15 protein-coding genes and 1 pseudogene are annotated in these 17,921 nt (G+C 40.5%); 11 read left to right on the top strand and 5 right to left on the bottom strand.

All coding sequences use genetic code 11. The features are described from left to right. Positions 1 to 121: 121 nt before the first annotated feature. Positions 122 to 820 carry a YidX family protein gene (locus tag BBP83_RS01520; protein ID WP_068885649.1) on the bottom strand — a complete coding sequence of 233 codons (699 nt, stop codon included), beginning with the start codon at positions 818 to 820 and terminating at the stop codon, positions 122 to 124. Between the two features lie 150 nt (positions 821 to 970). Between BBP83_RS01520 and tehB the strand changes: the two genes are divergently transcribed. Together tehB and BBP83_RS01510 are read left to right on the top strand one after the other, a co-directional pair. Next, complete coding sequence (gene tehB / locus BBP83_RS01515; RefSeq protein WP_068885648.1) at positions 971 to 1,843, top strand: SAM-dependent methyltransferase TehB; 873 nt, start codon at positions 971 to 973, stop codon at positions 1,841 to 1,843. A 170-nt stretch (positions 1,844 to 2,013) separates the two neighbouring features. After that, positions 2,014 to 2,943, top strand: a complete 930-nt coding sequence (locus BBP83_RS01510; protein ID WP_068885647.1) for a phospholipase D family protein — start codon at positions 2,014 to 2,016, stop codon at positions 2,941 to 2,943. Positions 2,944 to 2,991: 48 nt separating this feature from the next. Here BBP83_RS01510 and fadA read toward each other — a convergent pair whose 3' ends face one another. Together fadA and fadB are read right to left on the bottom strand one after the other, a co-directional pair. Then, complete coding sequence (fadA, locus tag BBP83_RS01505; RefSeq protein ID WP_068885646.1) at positions 2,992 to 4,164, bottom strand: acetyl-CoA C-acyltransferase FadA; 1,173 nt, start codon at positions 4,162 to 4,164, stop codon at positions 2,992 to 2,994. A gap of 12 nt (positions 4,165 to 4,176) precedes the next feature. Further along, positions 4,177 to 6,330, bottom strand: coding sequence for a fatty acid oxidation complex subunit alpha FadB (gene fadB / locus BBP83_RS01500; protein ID WP_068885645.1), 2,154 nt, complete (start codon positions 6,328 to 6,330; stop codon positions 4,177 to 4,179). 492 nt (positions 6,331 to 6,822) lie between these two features. Here fadB and BBP83_RS01495 point away from each other — a divergent pair, with 492 nt between their 5' ends. From BBP83_RS01495 to pgsA, 4 genes are all read left to right on the top strand, one after another. Next, entirely contained in the window at positions 6,823 to 7,239 is a 417-nt protein-coding gene (locus BBP83_RS01495; RefSeq protein WP_068885644.1) for a PH domain-containing protein, read from the top strand. 392 nt (positions 7,240 to 7,631) lie between these two features. Next, positions 7,632 to 9,431, top strand: coding sequence for an excinuclease ABC subunit UvrC (gene uvrC / locus BBP83_RS01490; RefSeq protein WP_068885643.1), 1,800 nt, complete (start codon positions 7,632 to 7,634; stop codon positions 9,429 to 9,431). 113 nt (positions 9,432 to 9,544) lie between these two features. Continuing rightward, positions 9,545 to 10,339 (top strand): thioesterase family protein, encoded by a 795-nt coding sequence (locus BBP83_RS01485; RefSeq protein ID WP_068885949.1) that lies wholly within the window; start codon positions 9,545 to 9,547, stop codon positions 10,337 to 10,339. Positions 10,340 to 10,446: 107 nt separating this feature from the next. Then, the gene (pgsA, locus tag BBP83_RS01480; RefSeq protein ID WP_068885642.1) at positions 10,447 to 11,034 is read left to right on the top strand and encodes a CDP-diacylglycerol--glycerol-3-phosphate 3-phosphatidyltransferase; all 588 of its coding nucleotides are present in this window, start codon (positions 10,447 to 10,449) and stop codon (positions 11,032 to 11,034) included. Positions 11,035 to 11,631: 597 nt separating this feature from the next. Here pgsA and BBP83_RS01475 read toward each other — a convergent pair. Beyond that, the gene (locus tag BBP83_RS01475) at positions 11,632 to 11,901 is read right to left on the bottom strand and encodes an oxidative damage protection protein (RefSeq protein WP_068885641.1); all 270 of its coding nucleotides are present in this window, start codon (positions 11,899 to 11,901) and stop codon (positions 11,632 to 11,634) included. An 11-nt stretch (positions 11,902 to 11,912) separates the two neighbouring features. Beyond that, complete coding sequence (argH, locus tag BBP83_RS01470; RefSeq protein ID WP_068885640.1) at positions 11,913 to 13,343, bottom strand: argininosuccinate lyase; 1,431 nt, start codon at positions 13,341 to 13,343, stop codon at positions 11,913 to 11,915. Between argH and BBP83_RS01465 the strand changes: the two are divergent. The 5 genes and pseudogenes from BBP83_RS01465 to BBP83_RS01445 all read left to right on the top strand — a co-directional run bounded on the left by BBP83_RS01465 (position 13,334) and on the right by BBP83_RS01445 (position 17,920). Continuing rightward, a pseudogene (locus BBP83_RS01465) lies at positions 13,334 to 14,487 on the top strand (sensor histidine kinase). The gene argH and the pseudogene BBP83_RS01465 sit on opposite strands and share 10 nt — an antisense overlap. Before the next feature lie 54 nt (positions 14,488 to 14,541). Continuing rightward, the gene (locus tag BBP83_RS01460; RefSeq protein WP_068885638.1) at positions 14,542 to 15,282 is read left to right on the top strand and encodes a LytR/AlgR family response regulator transcription factor; all 741 of its coding nucleotides are present in this window, start codon (positions 14,542 to 14,544) and stop codon (positions 15,280 to 15,282) included. Positions 15,283 to 15,389: 107 nt separating this feature from the next. Next, positions 15,390 to 16,307, top strand: coding sequence for a hydroxymethylbilane synthase (gene hemC / locus BBP83_RS01455; protein ID WP_068885637.1), 918 nt, complete (start codon positions 15,390 to 15,392; stop codon positions 16,305 to 16,307). Between the two features lie 3 nt (positions 16,308 to 16,310). After that, complete coding sequence (locus BBP83_RS01450; RefSeq protein ID WP_068885636.1) at positions 16,311 to 17,090, top strand: uroporphyrinogen-III synthase; 780 nt, start codon at positions 16,311 to 16,313, stop codon at positions 17,088 to 17,090. After that, complete coding sequence (locus BBP83_RS01445) at positions 17,087 to 17,920, top strand: hypothetical protein (RefSeq protein WP_068885635.1); 834 nt, start codon at positions 17,087 to 17,089, stop codon at positions 17,918 to 17,920. The genes BBP83_RS01450 and BBP83_RS01445 overlap by 4 nt, the downstream gene beginning before the upstream one ends. The last annotated feature ends 1 nt before the right edge of the window (position 17,921 follow it).

The following is a 17,921-nucleotide window of genomic DNA, read 5'->3' as shown; positions in this document are numbered from 1 at the left end:
ATTCTGAGTTTATCTTTTGGAATATTTATCTACATATTATTTATTCATTTTTTTTCATTTCAATATAAAAATTCCATATTTTTTTGAAATTTTTATATTGAGAATGAATATTTAAATACGATTAGTCGAAAATTTTTTCAGCAGCTTGAAAGGGCAAGCTTATGACATCAATTGCAACGGCAAAGGGAAATAATACCAATTTTTGTAAAGGGTTGAGTCCAGACTTACTTTGATAACTTTCCTCTTTCATTGTATAAATATTGACTTGATAGGGTTTGCTGAGTGCTTTAAGGGACGCAATGTTTCCAGCAACGGGATAAACCACTCCAGCAAGTTTTAAATTAAAACAAAAGCGCTGTGCATTCATTCGTTTATCACTTGAGGTTGAACATTCCTCTGCGCCGTTTTCAATATAAAACTCCAGATCTTTTTTATTAATATCTTCCTGTAATTTGACATAAGACAAAGGTAAAGTTCCTGAAAAATGCCCGTCATTTTTTTCTGAATAGAAGCTTAGTTCCTTGGTCATTTGAATATTTTTGGCATCTAATTTATTGATTAGTCGAATAAACTGTGCACCACCTTGGGTTAAAACGTAGCTGTTTTTGTATCCAGCAATCACAAGACTATCTGCCGGCAAATGACTTTGCACTTGCGCAAGTTTCCCAAAAGCCACCACTTGATCATCAACTAATAAGGTTTTAACGTCACGTGTATGGGTACGGTGATCTTTTTGAATTAAAGTAGAGGTGGCACAACCTGTTAAAAAAGTTCCAACCATTGCTAAACTCGCGATGGTTTTTATTAGTGATGAAAGCATCTGTCGACTCCAAATCATTTGAAATTTATAAAAATGTATTTTTATTGTCCTCAAGCCTAACATTAAAATTTCAAAAATAGCGACAATATGATTATAAAATAGTGTGATTGAAATATATTCACTGAACAACGCATTGTGGGAAATAAGCTTATGCAAGATTTGATTTGTTATAAAGAACTTCCAGTGTGGACAGCAGGTACTATTCCACAGGGATTTAAAAATCAACATAATACCAAAGCGGGTACTTGGGCCAAGTTAAAGGTGTACAAAGGCGAACTGAAGTTTACTTTTTTAGATGAGGCAGGTGCTGTGCAGTCTGAGCATATTTTTAGTGCTGAGCAACAGTCGCCGTTTATTGAACCGCAAGCGTGGCACAAAATTGTTTCGACCAGTGATGACATTGAATGCCAACTGCAATTTTACTGTATGCCACAAGATTATTTTTATAAAAAATATCAGCTGTCTCCTACGCACTCAGAACTTTTGGCTGCTGTGCCGTATTTGCAAGGCGGTCGTGCTTTAGATGTCGGTTGCGGACAGGGGCGTAATACACTGTACCTAAGTCAGCTGAGCCAGCACAATTTTGAGGTGGACGCTTGGGATGTCAATGCGAGTAGTTTGCAAAAGTTACAGCAGATTATAGCGACTGAAGGTATTGAAAATATTCAGGTGCAACAGCGTGATTTAAATGTTGACCCTAGTATTACAGGCAAATATGACTTTATTTGCTGTACCGTGGTGATGATGTTTTTAGAAGCTCAAACGGTGAAACCACTGATTGCTCAGATGCAACAAGCAACTGAAGTGAATGGTTTTAACTTAATTGTTTGTGCGATGGATACCGATGATATACCTGTACAGGCTGATTTTCCTTTTGCGTTTAAAACAGGGGAGTTAAGTGCCTTATACGAAGGTTGGAACATTGTGAAATACAATGAAAACGTAGGTGAGTTGCATCGGGTCGATGAACAGGGCAAGCGGATTAAACAGCATTTTGCGACGTTGTTGGCGCAGAAAGTTTAGAATTACCATTAAAGGTACTTCGATCAAAATAATTTTAAGCAGATTTCTAAAGTACTAGTACCAGCTTTTTTCTCAGCTTGCACAACTGCTCAAAATTTTTTAAATAACTTAATTAAGTTAAAATTTCTTGATAAATTCTAATTAAATAGCTTAAAAGGATACGAAATTTTATGAATATATATTCTGAAGAATTATGGGGGAATCTCAGTAATCTTAGTAAAAAAAGCCAATTTAGGAGAGCTGCGATTTCGTATGTTTCAAGTGATGAAGATTTAGAGTTTTTAGAAGGTGACCTACTTATTGTCAATGCATCAGATCATGTAATTGAAAGTGGTGGCACATCAGCTGATTTATTAGAAAAACTATTGGAGAAAGGTGTAATACTTTACTCAAATCCTACTTTACATACTAAGCTAATTATTTTTGACGAATATATTTACATAGGATCAGCAAATATTTCTAAGAATTCTAAAGAAAACTTAATAGAAGCGGGTGTAATAGTTTCTTATGTAGATCAGCCACATCTACTCAATAAAGGTCAAGAAATTTTAATATCAATACAGAAAGACAAAAAAACTATTTTACTTAATAGTGATGAGGTTAGCCGTTTAAAAGCGTTACCAGTAAAGCAAAAGATGGTAGTTCCCCGTGAGAGATTTAAGCAAACTGAATTAATTAAAAAATATTGGGCTCTAGGAACTTATGAAAAGGATTATAAGGGAGATTATGAGCAGATCGAGGTTCAATCACAGACCTTAGTAAATGATAATAATAGTGTTGATTGGTTCTTTATAAAAGAACGTCATGCGAAACAACTTTTTCAGAATTGTGAGGCAGGGCATTCAGTCATTTTATTTAAAAGAGAACAACATAATGATTTGATTAAATATATAGAACTAGTTTCAATTCTGCATATCTCTACAGATGAGCAAAATAATAAAATATATTTCTACAATTCACTAAGTACCTTTTGTGTCAATGAAAAAAGAGAATTTTTAGAGAGTAAATTAGCCAAAACATATGCCACAAAATGGATAGGTAGAGAGTTATATAAAAATGAAGTAAAAGAAATAAAAGAAAATCTTTTAAATAGCTTTTAAGAAAACCCCGCAATAAGCGGGGTTTTCTTTATCTCACGTATTTAAGAATTAAACACGTTCGATAATCGTTGCGATACCTTGACCAAGGCCGATACACATGGTCGCAAGACCAATTTGTGTATCTTGTTGTTCCATAACGTTCAACAATGTCGTCGTGATACGTGCACCAGAACAACCCAGTGGGTGACCAAGCGCAATTGCACCACCATTTAAGTTAATGATGTCTTGCTTATCATATACGCCTAAGCCTTTCATAACAGATAAGCCTTGAGCAGCAAAAGCTTCGTTTAACTCGATGGTTTGAATATCCGTCATGGTTAAACCCGCACGTTTAAGTGCTTTTTGCGTTGCTGGCACTGGGCCATAACCCATAATTGCCGCGTCACAGCCTGCAACCGCCATAGAGCGAATCACAGCACGTGGCTTAAGACCTAAAGCTTGAGCGCGTTCAGCAGACATCAATAACATTGCAGAAGCACCGTCAGACAAAGCTGAAGATGTTGCTGCAGTTACAGAACCACCTTTCGGGTCAAATACAGGGCGTAATGAACGGAATGCTTCAATGTTGGCATCTGGACGAATTACTTCGTCGATGTCACACAGAATTTTGAAGCCATTTTGGTCATGACCTTCAACACCCACAATCTCATTTTTGAAACGACCTTCTTGCGTTGCAGCCCAAGCACGGCGGTGAGATTCCACACCAAACGCATCTTGTTCTTCACGCGTAATGCCGTTCATGCGACCTAACATTTCAGCGGTTAAGCCCATCATGTTAGACGCTTTTGCATAATGCTTAGACGCTTCTGGGTTTAGGTCAACACCGTGCATCATGCCCACGTGACCCATATGCTCTACACCACCAATGATGAACACATCACCTTGACCCGTCATGATTTGCGCTGCAGCTGTATGAATAGACTGCATAGATGAACCACAAAGACGGTTAACAGTTTGACCTGCAACAGTTTTTGGTAAGTCAGCCAATAACGCAATGTTACGAGCAATATTCAGACCTTGTTCTAGGGTTTGGTTGACACAGCCCCAGATCACATCTTCAACTTCATTGGTATCAAACTGGTTACGAGCAACTAAAGCACGTACCAATTCAGCTGATAAGCTGTCTGCACGTACATTACGGAACATACCATTTTTGGTTTTACCCATTGCAGAACGTACACCATCAACGATGACAACGTCACGCGGATTTAAAGTAGCCATTCACGTTGCTCCTTAACCGTAGAATTTTTTGTTGTTAGCTGCCATGTCACGCAACATTTGCGGCGCTTCATAAGCTTTGCCAAGGTGGGCATATTTGTCGCAAAGCGCAACATATTCAGCAACACCTGTTTGATCGATGTAACGGCATGGACCACCGCGGAATGGAGGGAAACCTACACCCATAATCATGGCCATATCTGCTTCAGAAGCAGTCGCGACGATGTTGTCTTCTAGGCAACGAACAGTTTCGTTACAGAAAGTCAGCATCATACGGTCAATGATTTCTTGTGCATCAAACTCATGCTTTTCAGCAGTTGCCATTGTTGCAACAAGCTCATAAGCAGTCGCATCAACAACCTTGGCTTTTTTACCTTTACGGTCAAGCTCATACTTGTAGAAACCAATGTCGTTCTTTTGACCCAGACGTTTGTTTTCATACATGATTTCGATTGCGCCTTTGTAGTCAGGCTTCATGCGGTCAGGGAAACCTTCTGCCATGACTTCTGCACCGTGAACGCCTGTATCAATACCAACAACGTCGATAAGATAAGCAGGGCCCATTGGCCAGCCGAATTTTTCCATGACTTTGTCGACTTGCTGGAAGTCAGCACCGTCTTTCAGTAATAGGTCAAATGCGCCGAAGTAAGGGAACAACACACGGTTCACAAGGAAGCCCGGGCAGTCGTTAACCACGATTGGTGTTTTACCCATTTTCTGAGCAAGAACAACAGTCGTTGCAATGGCTTCAGCAGATGTTTTCTCACCACGGATCACTTCAACCAATGGCATCATGTGTACTGGGTTAAAGAAGTGCATACCGACAAAGTTTTCAGGACGTTGTAAGCTTTCTGCCAAACGTGTAATTGAAATTGTCGATGTATTTGACGCAATAATGGTGTTTTCGCGCACTGATTTTTCAGTGTCTGCAAGTACAGCAGCTTTGATTTTTGGATTTTCAGTGACTGCTTCAATCACGATATCTACATCTTTAAACTCATCTAAGCTTAAAGTTGGACGAATGCGAGACAGTGTTTCACCCATTTTTGCAGCAGTCATTTTTTTGCGTTCAACTTGTTTGGTCAACAATTTGGTCGCTTCAGACATACCCAATGCAAGTTGCGGGTTACCAATATCTTTCATGATAATTGGTGTGCCTTTGCTGGCGGCTTGGTAAGCAATACCGCCACCCATAATACCCGCGCCCAATACAGCAGCTTGGTTGACAGGGTGCGCACCTTTTTCATGCTTTTTAGAAGTTTTTTTCACCACTTGGTCATTGATGAATAAACCAATCAATGCACCTGCTTGTGGTGTCACGGCAGCTTTGGCAAAACCTTCGGCTTCTACTTTTAATGCTTCATTACGTGGAAGGCTTGCACCTGCTTGTAGCGAATCAAGAAGAAGTTTCGGCGCAGGGTATTGCGCAGGATTTGCTTTAGCAAGAACCGCCCCTTTTGCCGAATTGAACGCCATCATTTGTTCTAATGGGTTTAATTTAATTGGGTCTAGTTTTTCTTGGCGTTTTGCTTTCCAGTCTACACGGCCAGCAAGCGCTTGCTTCACTAAATCAATGGCAGCAGCTTGAAGTTTGTCGGCAGCAACCACAGCATCAACAGCACCATCTTTCAGTGCGGCAGCAGGTTTCTTCGGATTGGCCATCGCCATCCATTCAACTGCATTGTCGATACCAATGACACGACTTAAACGAACTGTACCGCCAAAACCAGGGTAAATGCCCAGTTTGATTTCAGGCAGGCCGACTTGCGCCGCTTCTGACATGACACGGTAGTCACAGACCAAGCACATTTCAAAACCGCCACCCAAAGCCATACCATTAATGGTAGCAACTTTTGGAATGTCTAAGTCTTCGAAGCTGTTGAAAATGTCGTGAACAGGCATTGCCCACTCAACAATTGCTTGTTCGCCCTGTGCAAAGTTTTCACCGAATTCAGTGATGTCTGCACCAACGATAAATGTAGATTTGCCTGAAGTTACGATTAAGCCTTTAACTTCGCTGTTGTTTTTAACAGCAGCAATCGCAGCTTTAAAATCTTCAATCGTTGCACGGTTGAATTTGTTGACCGACTCACCTTGTAAGTCAAAGCGGAATTCTGCAATTCCGTCCGAAAGCATTTGGACGGTAATCGCATTGCCAGCGTGGATCATGCCTGATCTCCTTATTTTGGAGGACTTCTAAGTTGATGTTTTGAAGCGTGTACGCAATTCCAGCGCACTTTATGCTTCGCTAATCTTACGATAACTATATCCAAAAAGAACATAACAAGTTATATCAAGCCGTGACGCAAGGGTCATCAATTTTTATTGGAAGATTCCTTGCTATTCAATGCATTTGCTGTGGTCTTCAGGTACATCATATATAGAAATATCTGTTTCAACTCATATTTTTATTTCTAATATGTAATTAGCTACAGTCAAAAATAACCAAAAAATTAAAATTCCAAGCCTAAAAATTGGTCAAAAATGTCAATACTCATCAAAGAGGCAAAAAAAAATATGTCGTTTTTATGCCGTGCATTGTCATTTTAGCGTGGAGGATTCGCCTGCATTTGATTTCAATTTTTTAAACCGCTTTTTTATGCAGAAAGGCATGCATATATTTGGAATTTGGGTAAGATGAATGAATAACTAGGGGAAATTATGCAAATTTTTCGTTCAAAAATAGATTGGTGGGTGCTTGGTTTTTTAATTTGTTTAACGGGGCTGTTATTGCAACTGCTTTTGACCATGCAGGCCAAAGGGACGTTATTGCAATTTCCAGTACATGCGGCAGTTTATGTCATGACGATGGCGTTTGTTTGGTGGCCTGCGTGGAATACCAAATATACAGTAGATGAAGAATATCTCAGTATTCGTTGCCTGTTTTTAACATGGAAAATTAAGCGTTCCGAGATTCAAAGTATCAGCAAAACCAATAATTCGGTGGCTTCACCTGCATTGTCTTTAAAACGGCTAAAAGTAGACTATTTAAAAGAAGGTGAATCTAAATTTGTCTTGGTTTCACCTAGAAATCAGCAAGCTTTTTGTGATGCATTGAATCAGCCTTTAAAGGTCTAAGAGATAAGGTCAAATAGAGCAGGCTAAGTCCTCTATTTTTTGCCACGGACTTGGCTGAATGCCCCAAATGCTATTTGCTTTCGCTGAAGTTAATAGGTTTTTCTGGGTCATTCAAAAAAATTAGCACTCAACTGGGTTCAAGCTCTATGCGTACTTTATGGGCCAAATGACATGCGCCATAAGGAATATCGTAGCTTTGATAAAAATAGGCTCTGGTTTTGTCTGTGAGTCACACACTGCATTTTTTGCAATAAGCATGTTTTAGTAATCAAGCGCTTGTTCTGCACATGGCGAAATTGCTTTTAGTACGCATTGAAAATGCGCTGAAAAGCATCACATTATATAAGATGTGGTTGCGACCCGAATATTTTAAAATGAATGATAGGTAGCCAGTGAACGAAAATGCGCGTGAAAATATTGAAAAAATTTTAACCCATATGACCACTTTGCCCGGGGTTTACCGAATGTTGGGCAAAGACGGCGAACTATTGTATGTCGGCAAGGCCAAGAATTTAAAAAACCGCGTGTCTAGCTACTTTGTCAAAACCATTGAACATCCAAAAACGCAGGCCTTGGTTGCGCGTATTTATGATATTGAAACACTGGTGGTGCGTTCAGAAACAGAAGCCTTATTATTAGAACAAAATTTAATTAAGTTACATCGCCCGCCGTATAACATTATGTTAAGGGATGATAAGTCCTATGTGTATATTTTTATTTCGGCAGACAAACCGTACCCGCGAATAGCCAGTGGACGAGGCAAAGGTAAACATCAAGTGGGGAAGTTCTTTGGCCCTTACCCGAGTGCGCATAACGCCCGCGACACCTTGGTGGTACTACAAAAATTGTTTAATGTGCGCCAGTGTGAAAATAGCTACTTTTCACAGCGTAAAAGACCGTGTTTGCAATATCAAATTAAGCGCTGTTCGGCACCCTGTGTCGGTTTGATTTCTGCAGAAGATTATCAAGAAGACGTGAATAACTCGATCCGCTTTTTACAGGGTGATACAAAGGAACTGAACCAAGAACTGATTGCCAAAATGGAAGAGGCAGCCGACGCTTTAGAATTTGAAAAAGCAGTGTTTTATCGTGATCGTATGGCTTTGCTTCGCGACGTACAGGCGCAACAGGCGATTTATAAAGTGAAAGGCGAGGCCGACATTATTGCCATTGCCTATCATGCAGGGGTGACTTGCGTACAAATTATGCATGTGCGTAATGGCAAAATGTTGGGTGGAAAAAGTTATTTTCCTGACATGTTGGGTGATGATTTAGCACAAATGCTGTCTGATTTTATGGCGAACTTTTACTTTCAAGTCGCCGATGAAGTGCCATCTGAACTGATTGTAAATGTAGAGCCTGTGAACCGTAAAGAATTAGAAGAAGGTCTACATCAACAATTTGAAAAGAAAATTCAGATTAAACACAAAGTGCGTGAAACCCGTGCGGAATGGCTAGAACTGGCAGAGATGAATGTGCAACATGCCATTAAAGGCAAACTGGCCAATCATTTTGAGTTAAACGAGCGCTTTCATCAATTGGAGCAAGTCACAGGCCGTCCAATTGACAGCATTGAATGCTTTGATATTTCGCATACCATGGGCGAAGCCACCATTGCTTCTTGCGTGGTCTTTGACGCAGGTGGTGCACGCAAGCGCGATTATCGTCAGTTTTCTATTCATGACATTACCGAAGGCGATGACTATGCAGCGATGCGTCAGGCACTGACCCGACGTTATAAGAAGCATATGTTACCTGATTTATTATTAATTGATGGCGGTAAAGGTCAGTTGCATATGGCCATGGAGGTCATGCAAGAGCTCGATTTAGATGCATTTATGGTGGGCGTATCAAAAGGAGAGGGACGTAAGCCCGGACTGGAAACGTTACATTTTACTGACGGCACAAAAGTTCAGTTACCTGAAGATCATAAAGCCTTGCATTTAATTCAACAGGTGCGGGATGAAGCACATCGTTTTGCTATTACTAAACATCGTGCCAAGCGTGACAAAAAGCGTGGTTCGTCTGTGTTAGAAGTCATTCCGGGGTTAGGGCCAAAACGACGTCGTGACTTACTTACACATTTTGGTGGCATTCAGGGCGTGTTAAAAGCCTCAGAAAATGAATTAAAACTGGTGCCCGGATTGGGAGATGTCATGGCGCGAACCATCTATAAAGTTTTGCATGAATAAAGGGTTCGTAAAAACGTTGGCAAAAAAGCTCAATGACCCAAGGGTCATTGATCATTCACATCACCGCTTAATGCGCTAAATATACTGCAATAAGACATGAGCGAGGAAGGATGATGGCATTAACACACTTATATCAACAAATTAATCAGTCGGAATGGGTCGATATTCCAACGGGTTGGTTACAAGGGCGTACAATTTTTGGTGGTTTGGTTGCGGGTATGTTGATGCAAAAAGCCGTAGCCAGCATTGCCGATGACAGCAAGCGCTTGCTCAGTGTCAGTATCACTTTTGTCGGGCCAGTTCAGTTGGCAAAGGCGAAACTAACGGCAGAAATTTTGCGACAAGGGAAGTCGGTGACCACGGTTGAAGTACGTTTATGGCAGGACGATGCCGTACAAAGTATTTTGTTGGCGAGTTTTGGCACGCAACGTGAATCAAGTATTCAAGTCAATCAGGAGTGTACAGCACCTGATTATCCATCTGTAGAACAGCTCAAGATTGCACAGCATCATCCTTTAGCACCTGAATGTTTTAAACAAATGCAAATGATATGGGCTGAAGGTCAGTATCCATGCACAGGAGCAAAATCCCCTGATTTTGGTGGATGGTTTAGATTTGACCCTGCACAACATGAAAATAGGCCAATGCATGATGCAGATTTAATGGTGGCTTTTGATATGTGGCCACCGGGTGTATTGCCGATGTATAAAACTATGGCCCCTGCCAGTTCTTTAAATTGGCATTTGACTTGTGTACATCCATTGCAGGCTGAATTACAAGACTGGTTAAAATATAAAGTTTTTACAGACTATGCTGGAGATGGCTACGCGACTGAATCGGCCTATTTGTGGGATGCCAATAACCGTTTGATTGCAATTTCAAGGCAGACCGTTACTGTGTTTGCCTAGTGACACTTTCGGTCATTTCGTATAAAGTGAGCTGTATTAACGAAGGGTAAATCCTCAATCTATTGTGCATTTACATCGTGCATAAAGGGGAAACATTGGCGGTGTCTATGACTGCAGGTCGAATCCTGAATATTCCAAATATTTTAACTTTAGCGCGAATTGCTTTAATTCCTGTATTTTTAGCTGTGGCGTATTGGCCACCAGTGATGGGAATTGAAGACCATGGTGCCGGTATGAGCAGACATATATTGCTGACTGGGATCTTCGTCGTTGCTGCGATCACTGATTGGTTTGATGGCTATTTGGCTCGAACGCTGAATCAAACCTCTGCTTTTGGTCGTTTTCTAGATCCTGTTGCAGATAAACTCATGGTGGCAGCTGCACTGATTGTTTTGGTTCAGTGGCAACCCAGTATTTCGATGGCCTTCGCGGCTATTGTCATTATTTCACGAGAAATTACGGTTTCGGCCTTACGCGAGTGGATGGCAGAGCTTGGTGCACGTACCAGTGTGGCGGTTTCGACGGTGGGTAAATATAAAACGGCTTTTCAGATGATTGCAATTTCAGTGTTCTTATTGAATTGGCAACCTTTAGAGATGTTGGCGTATGGCTTGCTATACACCGCGGTTATTTTGACATTGTGGTCCATGTTTATTTATTTAAAAGCGGCATGGCCTTATTTGAAACAACCTTAATTGTGAATTTAAAATAAGCTCCTGAGATAGGGGCTTTTTTATGGTCTGAATATTTTTTATAAAATAAACCTAAAATAACAGACAAAAAAATTCCCAGATTTTGGGGGAAATCTGGGAAGAAAATTGGGGTATTTCCTATTATATAGAGACGTTTCCATCTCCTTGGCATTGATTATAGGAAATTCAATTTTTAAAATCATGTGGGTTCTTGTAGTGTAATGTTGCGTTTTTTTGAGAAATGTATCGTTTATTTACATTCAGACCTTTTAAGATAAATATTAGTCAGAGATTGTTGATGATTGAATTTTTAAACGTGTTCTCAACTGTCTTCTAATAAATAGTATGTGTAGATAAGGTTTTAGTGTTTCGATAAAAGCGCTACTGTTTAATTTTAGAGTTATGCTGATGCACGAGTTCAGTTGGTGTTATTTTAAGGCATAGCTATGTTTTTAATGGAAAAATCCCAATAGAGACTCTTTTTCAGATTAAAGCCCACGCTAGAACAATGTATAAAAAAAGAATCCCCACAATATGGAGATTCTTTTTTTAATGAAAGCCTATGTAGGCTTCGTCGCTGTCTTGAGGAAAAAGTACTTTTTACTCAGGCTTTAGGCCTTCAGCTTTTTCTAAAGTTTCATCATTGCTAAAGAACTTTTCACGCTGTTCTTCAAGAAATTTCTTAGCATCTGCTTCAAACACATTTAAACGTTTTTCATTAATTAACGTGGTTTGGTGTTTGAGCCATTCTTGCCAAGCCTGTTTGGAAACATTGTCAAAAAAATCTTGACCCTTAGCACCAGGGAAGGGTGCAAAGTCCAAACCTTCCATTTCTGTTTGATACTTACGGCAAAAAACTTGTCGAGACATATCAGTCTTCCTTAAGCGTAGAGTTTTTCTAAGCGAGTGTAAGCACGTTCGATGGCAGCAGCAACCTGAGTCGGCGCCGTACCACCAATGTGATTACGTGCATTGACTGATGCTTCAAGTGTCAGTGCTTTTTCAAAGACATCGGCTTGAATTAAGTCAGAGAATTGTTGTAGTTGCTCTAGTGTAAGTTCAGACAAATCTTTGGCTTCTTGAACACCGAGTGCAACAGCTTTACCCACAATTTCATGTGCATCACGGAAAGCCACGCCATTTTTGACCAAATAATCTGCAAGATCAGTCGCAGTTGAAAAACCACGTAATGCGGCTTCTCGCATAATTTCAATATTTGGAACCAAGGCTGGAATCATGTCTGCAAATGCCATGAGTGAGCCACGTACGGTATCAATCGCATCAAACAAAGGCTCTTTATCTTCTTGATTGTCTTTGTTATATGCCAAGGGTTGACCTTTCATCAGCGTTAAAAGGCTCATCAAGTCGCCATAAACACGACCTGTTTTACCACGGATTAACTCAGGAACATCTGGGTTTTTCTTCTGTGGCATAATAGATGAGCCTGTGCAGAAACGGTCTGGAATATTGACAAATTTGAACTGTGCCGATGTCCACAAAATCATTTCTTCAGACATGCGTGATAAATGCATCATGATGAGTGAGGCTGCAGCATTGAATTCAATGGCAAAATCACGGTCAGAAACAGCATCTAGAGAGTTTTCACAGACTGCCTCAAAACCTAAAAGCTCCGCAGTGTATTCACGCTCAATCGGATAAGTTGTACCTGCAAGTGCGGCTGAACCTAATGGTAGACGGTTAACACGTTTACGGCAGTCAATCAGGCGTTCAGAGTCACGTACCAACATTTCAAACCATGCCATTAAATGGTGGCCAAACGTCACAGGTTGTGCTGTTTGTAAGTGGGTGAAACCCGGCATAATGGTATTGGTGTTTTTAGCCGCTAAACCCAAAATACCTTTTTGTAATTTTTCCAGTAATTGTAAAATTGCATCAATTTCATCACGGACATATAAACGAATATCCGTCGCAACTTGGTCGTTACGACTACGGCCAGTGTGCAACTTTTTACCTGTAATACCAATACGCTGGGTTAAGCGAGATTCAATATTCATATGCACATCTTCAAGGTCGATGCGCCATTCAAAATTGCCTGCTTCAATTTCAGCTTGAATGGTGTTTAAGCCATGAATAATATCATCGCGTTCTTGAACGCTTAAAACGCCGACTTTTGCCAACATGGTTGCATGTGCAATTGAGCCTGCAATATCTTGTTTATAAAAGCGTTGGTCAAACTGTACAGATGCTGTAAATTCAGCAACAAAAGCGTCAGTTGCTTCAGCGAAACGACCGCCCCACATGCCCGAAGTTTGGGGTTGTGACGGATTTGAGGAATTATAAGATGTGGTCATGTCGGCTCAATAAGATAAAAAGCAGTAGAACTGAAAAGAGTATAGCAAATTCAAGGTCACTTGCCGAAGGGCAAGTTCATCTATCTTTTGAGTTGGGTGAGGCCTAATGCAGTCCGTATATTTTTTTACCCGTGCAGGACGTTGGCAATATTTGCTGGAACTGTTTATTGCTGGGAATATTCTGGCCATGGTTTTGGCTTTAGCGCAGGCACAGTCTTGGGGGAATCTTAGTTTTAGTGGCTTAATGCAGTACGTTTTATTTATTAATTGGGTGCTCTTGGCCTTTGCTGCTTTTACCGAATATTTTGAACGACGTTTATCGCCTTTAGGGCTAAGGCTGACATTAATTTTGGGTTTTGTGCTGTTACAGAGCATTGTGCTCTTTACCACCATTGGCTTAAATATTTTAGTGTACTTTGGCCAAAATTTTACGCTTTCAGCTTTAAGTGCTGAACGTATATTTGCACATGTGAGCTTGAATTTAAGCTACGGTGTGCTGTTGGGGACATTTTGTTTTCGTTATTTATACTTGCGCGAACAATGGGGACAAAAGCAACATAGTGAACTAAATGCTCGGGTTCAGGCTATGCAAGCGCGTATTCATCCCCACTTTTTATTCAATAGTTTGAACAGTGTGATTAGTTTAATTAGTCTTGATCCAGACAAAGCAGAACAAATGTTGCTGAATCTTTCACGTTTATTTCGTGCTAGTTTTCAGGAACTAAAGTTGGTGAGTTTGCAGGAAGAAATTGAGCTGAGTCAGCGCTATTTAGCCATTGAACAGATTCGGTTGGGAGAGCGCTTAAGTGTAGAATGGAAATTGGTCAATCCAGAAATTTACTCTCGCGTACAAATTCCACTTCTGACTTTACAGCCTTTGATTGAAAATAGTGTTTTCCATGGTGTTGAAAAAATTCTAACAAAGAGTACGATAAGCATATTGATCGAAATATTGCAAAATCAAGTCAATATCGTCATTACTAATCCTTATTCACAGGATAAAATAACTTTACGTCAAGGACATGGTATTGCGGTCGAAAATGTAAAACAGCGACTTAAGGCTTATTATGGGCGCTCTGTGACTTTTCAGACTTTTGCTGGGGATGGTATGTTTACCACTGTAGTGCAGTATCGATATAAGTAAAACAACGCAGTTAACCAATAAAAAAAATGATGTTAGCTGAGGAAAGGAGGAGAAATGGAGATCCTAATTTGTGACGATGAGCCACTTGCATTAGAGCGATTGTCACGTTTAGTAACACAATTGGGACATCAGGTGTCGGGTAAGGCGACACATGGACAGCAAGCCATTGATTTGGCTCAGAGCCTTGAACCAGATGTGGTGCTCTTAGATATTCAAATGCCAGAAATGGATGGGCTGACCTGCGCCAGTTTTTTACGCCAATTAGACCCAATGCCAGCAATTATTTTTTGTACGGCTTATGACCATCATGCATTGGATGCATTTAAATCAAACGCAGAGGGATATCTGCTCAAACCTGTCATGCAACAAGAATTACAACAGGTTTTAGATCATTTAATAAAACTCACCCAAGCTCAAATGAGCGATATAAAACAAAAAGAACTTATGGAAGAACTCAAAATTAATCGCCATCAGATTGCGGCCAAAACCTATCGTGGTGTGGAATTGGTGCCCGTCGAAAATATTTATTATTTTCTGGCAGATCAAAAATACGTCACTGTGCGCCACAAAAATGGCAGTGTTTTAATTGATGAAACTTTAAAGGACTTAGAAACAGAATTTGGCGATCAGTTTATCCGTATTCATCGTAATGCCTTAGTCTCTGTGAGTTTTTTAGATGGTTTAGAAGTAATTAGTTCTGGCCAATATCAAGTGCGTTGTCGTGAATTAGAGGAACGTCTTGCGGTAAGTCGCAGGCATTTGCCCAATTTGCGCGAGCGAATTCATAAATTATAAAACAGTAAATATGAATAAGTGTTGTCATTAGGCCTAAATTTACTTGCATTTTAATATCAGCAAGATAAGTTTAGAATCATATTTATTCTGATAGCTGTTAAAAATTTATGAAGACCCTGAAAATTGCAACTCGACAAAGCCCTTTAGCACTTTGGCAAGCAGAGCATATTAAAGCTCGCTTGGAAGCTTTACATGCCGATGTCACTGTTGAATTAGTCACATTTGTGACACAGGGCGATAAAATTTTAGATACGCCTTTGGCAAAAATTGGCGGGAAGGGCTTATTTGTTAAAGAACTTGAAGCTGCATTACTGGATGGTCGCGCAGATTTAGCAGTGCATTCAATGAAAGATGTGCCGATGGCTCTGCCTGAAGGTTTAACCTTGGCGGTCATTTGCGAGCGTGAAGATCCTTTAGATGCATTTGTATCGAATACCTACTCTCATTTTGATGCATTGCCACAAGGAGCCAAAGTCGGCACTTCCAGTTTGCGTCGTAAATGCCAAATTTTAAAGCAACGCCCCGATTTAAATATTATTGACTTGCGTGGCAATGTCGGCACTCGTTTATCTAAACTCGATGCGGGCAATTATGATGCGATTATTTTGGCCAGTGCGGGTCTCAAACGTTTAGGCTTAGCAGAGCGTATTCGCCATACGCTTACCCCTGACATTAGTTTACCTGCCGTAGGCCAAGGTGCTTTAGGGCTAGAATGTCGTGAAGACGATCAGGCCGTCTTAGACTATATTTTGCCATTAATGCATGAGCAGACAGATGTGTGTGTCCGTGCGGAACGCGCTTTCAATGCCTATTTAGAAGGCGGTTGCCAAGTGCCGATTGCAGGTTATGCCACATTGCAAAATGGACACATTTATTTAGAAGGTCGTGTCGGTAGTGTTGATGGTGCAATTTTATTGCAAGCCACACAAACAGGTGCAATGACCGAAGCTGAACAACTCGGTGTGGCTTTGGCTAAAGACTTGGTGTCGCAGGGTGCCGATGAATTATTAAAAGCGCTTTATTAAAAGATGTTGTTTCTGAACACCCGTCCAACAGATCGGGCTTTGAACTTGACACAGGCTTTACAGTCTAAGCAGATTGAGGTGTTGGAATTGCCTTTGCTGGAATTGCATCCCACACCTTGGTCTCAAGCGTTAATGCAATTGTACGCGCAGCTCATCACGGCTCAGGTGATTGTGGTGGTGAGTCCTTCGGCTGTGCATTATGGTATGGCGGGGCTAAAGCAAGCTGGTTTGTTCATTGAGGATTTATCTCATGTGCAGTGGATTGCGGTGGGAACAGCAACAGCCCATGCCTTAGCCCAATATGGTATTCAGAGTCATGTCCCTGAAGTGGAAACTTCAGAAGGGATGTTGGCTTTGCCCATTTTAAATCAGTGGCATACACCCACATGCATGGCTTTTTGGCGCGGTGAGGGTGGGCGACAATTTATGATGGAGTCGCTACAGGCAAAGGGTGTACAGGTATTAAATTTTGTCTTATATCGAAGACAATGTCCTGAACAAGCTTCAAAAATACTGACAAAAAATCTTTTACGGCTTCAGCAAGCAGGGCGTTATTGTATGCTCGTGACCAGTGAAGCTAGTTGGATCAATTGGTTAACATTGATTTCAAATCACCCTGATGTATTGAATCGTGCGCATTTTTTAGTTTTGGGTGAGCGTTTAGCCCAATTGTTGGCACGCTATCAGCAGACCTATTCTTATACTTTTTCTTATTTTCAGTTACAAGATTTACGAATGGAATCTATTTTGAAGCAAATTGACGTTGTGCAAGGAACTCCATGAAAAAATTGCTAGTTCTCTTATTGGTTTTGAGTGTGCTGTGGGTGGTAAAAATCAGTTTTGATTTACATCAGCTGAGCGTGGGGCAGGACACATTGATACAGCAACAGAGCGCACTTGAGCAACGCAATGCGAGTTTGAATGATCAGTTGGCTGCTATAAACCGCCAATTAAGTGGTGTTGCACCAGTGGAGGGAAATACCACAAGTGCCAATACGGTATCTGTTGTTGGAGGACTACAACCCACGGTTTTAATTGCACAGCAATTAGATTTGGTTGAATTTGCTTTGCAACAACAACAGTATTCTTTTGCCGTAGATAAACTGAATCAGCTGAATTTAGATGTTCATACCTATGAACTTGCACCTGCATTAAAAGCCAGCTTGCACCAAGTTCTAACAAAAGACCAAAAGATCGTGATGCAATTTGTTCAGGCTAATTTGGAACAACAAAATAAAATTAAAACTGTTCTAGATCAAATTGATCTAGCGATTGCACAAGAAATAAAAAACCAATATACCCAGCCAGAACCGCAACCAGAACACTCTTTTTGGCGACGTTGGATTCAAATTGAGTCAGTACAACAACCCAATGCCGTATTAATGCAACGCGCGATTATTTTAAAAGAAGCTCAATTGGGTTTAATGCTTGCCCAGCAACAACTGCAAAAAGGCCAATATATTGCATTTCAGCAAGAACTAACAGGAGTGATTCAAACCCTTAAGCAACTCCCTGATGCTAAAACTCAATATTTTATTCAGCGCTTAAGTGAACTGAAAAAAATCCCTGCCAATACTGTACCGGCTTTAAATACACGCGCTTTACTTGGGTAAT

This window comes from Acinetobacter celticus, from assembly GCF_001707755.1.
In the GTDB taxonomy this organism is placed as follows: Bacteria; Pseudomonadota; Gammaproteobacteria; order Pseudomonadales; family Moraxellaceae; genus Acinetobacter; species Acinetobacter celticus.
The sequence above is the reverse complement of the archived record's forward strand: the minus strand, read 5'-3'. Positions and strand labels throughout refer to the sequence as shown.

Bases quoted from the DNA above. Each gene is read 5' to 3' on its own strand.
- BBP83_RS01520 (WP_068885649.1), bottom strand. From the start codon at position 820: ATGCTTTCATCACTAATAAAAACCATCGCGAGTTTAGCAATGGTTGGA.
- tehB (WP_068885648.1), top strand. From the start codon at position 971: ATGCAAGATTTGATTTGTTATAAAGAACTTCCAGTGTGGACAGCAGGT.
- BBP83_RS01510 (WP_068885647.1), top strand. From the start codon at position 2,014: ATGAATATATATTCTGAAGAATTATGGGGGAATCTCAGTAATCTTAGT.
- fadA (WP_068885646.1), bottom strand. From the start codon at position 4,164: ATGGCTACTTTAAATCCGCGTGACGTTGTCATCGTTGATGGTGTACGT.
- fadB (WP_068885645.1), bottom strand. From the start codon at position 6,330: ATGATCCACGCTGGCAATGCGATTACCGTCCAAATGCTTTCGGACGGA.
- BBP83_RS01495 (WP_068885644.1), top strand. From the start codon at position 6,823: ATGCAAATTTTTCGTTCAAAAATAGATTGGTGGGTGCTTGGTTTTTTA.
- BBP83_RS01485 (WP_068885949.1), top strand. From the start codon at position 9,545: ATGGCATTAACACACTTATATCAACAAATTAATCAGTCGGAATGGGTC.
- pgsA (WP_068885642.1), top strand. From the start codon at position 10,447: ATGACTGCAGGTCGAATCCTGAATATTCCAAATATTTTAACTTTAGCG.
- BBP83_RS01475 (WP_068885641.1), bottom strand. From the start codon at position 11,901: ATGTCTCGACAAGTTTTTTGCCGTAAGTATCAAACAGAAATGGAAGGT.
- argH (WP_068885640.1), bottom strand. From the start codon at position 13,343: ATGACCACATCTTATAATTCCTCAAATCCGTCACAACCCCAAACTTCG.
- BBP83_RS01460 (WP_068885638.1), top strand. From the start codon at position 14,542: ATGGAGATCCTAATTTGTGACGATGAGCCACTTGCATTAGAGCGATTG.
- hemC (WP_068885637.1), top strand. From the start codon at position 15,390: ATGAAGACCCTGAAAATTGCAACTCGACAAAGCCCTTTAGCACTTTGG.
- BBP83_RS01450 (WP_068885636.1), top strand. From the start codon at position 16,311: ATGTTGTTTCTGAACACCCGTCCAACAGATCGGGCTTTGAACTTGACA.
- BBP83_RS01445 (WP_068885635.1), top strand. From the start codon at position 17,087: ATGAAAAAATTGCTAGTTCTCTTATTGGTTTTGAGTGTGCTGTGGGTG.